This window comes from Streptomyces sp. 5-10 (genome assembly GCF_014712245.1).
Taxonomy (GTDB): Bacteria; Actinomycetota; Actinomycetes; order Streptomycetales; family Streptomycetaceae; genus Streptomyces; species Streptomyces violaceusniger.
Window position 1 is genome coordinate 1 of the sequence record NZ_JACVYG010000169.1, and the last position, 3,115, is coordinate 3,115.

The 3,115-nt window shown below is 71.9% G+C and carries 2 protein-coding genes; both read right to left on the minus strand.

What is annotated here, in order from left to right; all coding sequences use genetic code 11:
- Positions 1 to 884, minus strand: an 884-nt coding sequence (locus tag IEJ02_RS47600; protein WP_191070475.1) for a beta-ketoacyl synthase N-terminal-like domain-containing protein, incomplete at its 3' end; no start/stop codon positions are given.
- 57 nt (positions 885 to 941) lie between these two features.
- On the minus strand, positions 942 to 3,115 hold a 2,174-nt coding region (locus IEJ02_RS47605; RefSeq protein WP_191070476.1), incomplete at its 5' end, for an SDR family NAD(P)-dependent oxidoreductase.

Genomic DNA, 3,115 nt, shown 5'->3' on the forward strand with positions numbered 1-3,115 from the left:
ACGACCGCGAGCACCTGGTGTCCATTGCGGCGGGCGTCCGACAGCCGCTCCAGCAGCACCAGACCGACACCCTCGGACCAGTTCGTGCCGTCCGCCCCCTCGCCGAAGGACTTGCAGCGGCCGTCGCGCGCCAGCCCCCGCTGCCGGGAGAATCCGACGAAGCCACCGGGGGTGGCCATCACCATCACTCCACCGGCGAGCGCCATGGAGCACTCCCCGGACCGGAGCGCATGGCCGGCCAGGTGCATCGCCACGAGCGACGAGGAGCACCCGGTGTCCAGGCTGACCGCCGGGCCGAGCAGACCGAGCGAGTACGAGATACGCCCGGACGCGATGCTGCCCGCGCCACCGATCCCCAGATACCCCTCGAATCCATCCGGCACCTGGTCGACGGTCAGCGCGTAGTCGCCGTTGGCCACGCCGGTGAACACACCGACGTCGCTGTCCGCCAGCGAACTCGGGTCGATACCCGCGTTCTCCAACGTCTCCCACGCCGTCTCCAGCAGCAGCCGCTGCTGGGGGTCGGTGGCCAGCGCCTCCCGTGGGGAGATACCGAAGAACTCGGCGTCGAACTCCGCCGCGTCGGCGAGGAAGCCGCCCTCATGCACATAGGAGGTGCCGATGGCGTCCGGGTCGGCGTCGAAGAGGTTCTCCAGGTCCCAGCCGCGATCCTCCGGAAACCCGCCGATGGCGTCCCGGCCGTCGGCCACCAGATCCCACAGCCCGTCGGGGGTGGTCACACCGCCCGGGTAGCGGCAGCCCATGCCGACGATGGCGATCGGCTCCTCCGTCGCCGTCTCGGCCTTGCGCAACCGCTCCCGCGTCTGGTGCAGATCGGCGGTAACCCGCTTGAGGTAGTTGAGGAGCTTTTCGTCATTCGCCATCTGGACCTCGCCAAGAGCCTCGTGGGTGAAATCGGTGAGCGGAGACGAGAGGGGGAATCAGTCCACGCCGAACTCCTGGTCGATGAAGGCGAACACATCGTCTGCGCTCGCGGTGTCGAGCCGTTCGGTGACGGTTTCGCCGTTCGCGCCGACCGCCTCGATCTCGGCGACCTTGGTGGTCATCCGCTGCAACCGCGAGGTGATCCGGGCGCGTTCGATCTTCTCCTTCGGCAGCGCCACCAGACTGGCCTCCAGCCGTTCCAGCTCGGCCAGCACCGAGTCCACCGACGAGGTGTCGGTCTGGCCGAGTTCGCTGCGGATACGACGGGCCAGCGCACTGGGCCGCGGGTGGTCGAACACCATCGTGGCGGGCAGTCGCAGCCCCGTGGCGGCGTTGAGGCGGTTGCGCAGTTCCACCGCCGTCAGCGAGTCGAATCCGATCTCGCTGAACGGACGGTCCCCGGTGGCGTCGGCGCTCGTGTGTCCGAGCACGGCCGCGGCCTCGGCCTGCACCAGCTCGGTGAGCAGCCGCTCCTGGTCCTCGGGGCTCAGCCCGGCCAGCCGTGCGACCAGTTCCGGCTGTCCCGCGCCGTCCTCGGGGACATCCTCGGTCAGCAGGTCGATGACGTCGGGCAGTCCCCGCAGCAGTGGCCGGAACCGGGCCATGGTGTAGCCGGGGGCGAACCGCTCCCAGTCGATGTCGGCCACCACACCGTGGGCGGTGCCGCTGCCCACCGTGTGTGCCATCGCCAGCGCCGCCAGCCGCGGATCCATGGTCATCAGACCCGTGCGGCGCCACTGCGCGCCCATCATCTCGTCGATCGCGCCGAGGCCACCGCCCCAGGCGCCCCACGCCACCGACGTGGCCGCCAGCCCCCGGGCGCGGCGCCGCTGCGCCAGCCCGTCCAGGTAGGCGTTGCCGGCCGCGTAGGCACTCTGGCCGCCGCTGCCCCAGGCCGCCGCACCGGACGAGAAGAGGACGAAGGCGTCCAACTCCCGTTCCCACAGCAGGTGGTCGAGGTGTCGCGCCCCGGCGATCTTCGCCCGGCCGATATCGGCGAACTCGGCGAGTGTCATCTTCGACAGCGGCTTCTCCGGCAGCGCCAGCCCAGCGGCGTGGACCACGGCCGACAGCGGTGCGCCGTCCGGGAGCTCCGCCAGTACGGCGGCGAGCTGCTCGCGGTCGGTCACATCACAGGCCGCGATGGTCACGTCCGCGCCCAGCGCGATCAGCTCCTCCTCCAGCTCCGCCGCGCCCGGGGCCTGCGCACCCTGGCGGCTGAGCAGCACCACATGCCGGGCGCCGTGGCCCGCGGCCCAGCGGGCCACGTACGAGCCGAGCCCTCCCGTGCCGCCGGTGATCAGCACCGTGTCCCGTGGCTGCCACGCCGGTGCCGATGCCACCGGTTCGCGCCGCATCCGCCGGGCGAACACCCCCGACGCGCGGACCGCGACCTGGTCCTCCGCGTCCACTCCGGCGAGGACCGCACACAGCCGCGCGAGGGCCGTCCCGTCCGGTGTCCGCGGCAGATCCACGATCCCGCCCCAGGTGGACGGCTGATCCAGCCCCTGCACCACACCCATCCCCCAGACCAGCGGCTGGAACTCGCTGGTCACCTCGGACGGCTCGCGCACGGCGACCGCGCCACGGGTCACGCACCACAGGGGAGCGGCGAGCCCGATCTCCTCCACGGCCTGCATCAGCGCCACCGTGGCCGCCACGCCCCGGGAGAGGGTGCCGGGTTCGTGGATCCGCTCGTCCCATGCCAGCAGGGACACCACTCCGGCGTACTCGTCATCGGAGTCGTGGGACATCCGCTCCCGCAGGCGCGCGGTCAGCTCCGCCTGCTCCACTGTGTCCACCTCGACCACCACGGGGTCGGCGCCGTGCTCGGCCAGCGCGGCGACCAGGCCCGTCACCGCGGCGTCGCCCGCCTGGGGTGCGGGGACGGCCACCAGCCACGTTCCCGGCAGTACCGGCGGCTCCCCGGTCGCCACCGGGTCCCACGCGATGCGGTACGACCAGCCGTCGACGGTGGATTGGTCCTGGTTGCGCCGCCGCCACGAGGTCAGGCCCGGCAGAACGGGCTCCAGTGCCTTCTCCTCGACACCGAGCGAATCGGCGAGGGAGGACAGGTCGCCCCGCTCCACGGCGTCCCAGAACACACCGTCGGCCACCGCCTCCGGCGCCTCGGACGGCGTGAGCCAGTAGTGCTGGTGTTGGAAGGGGT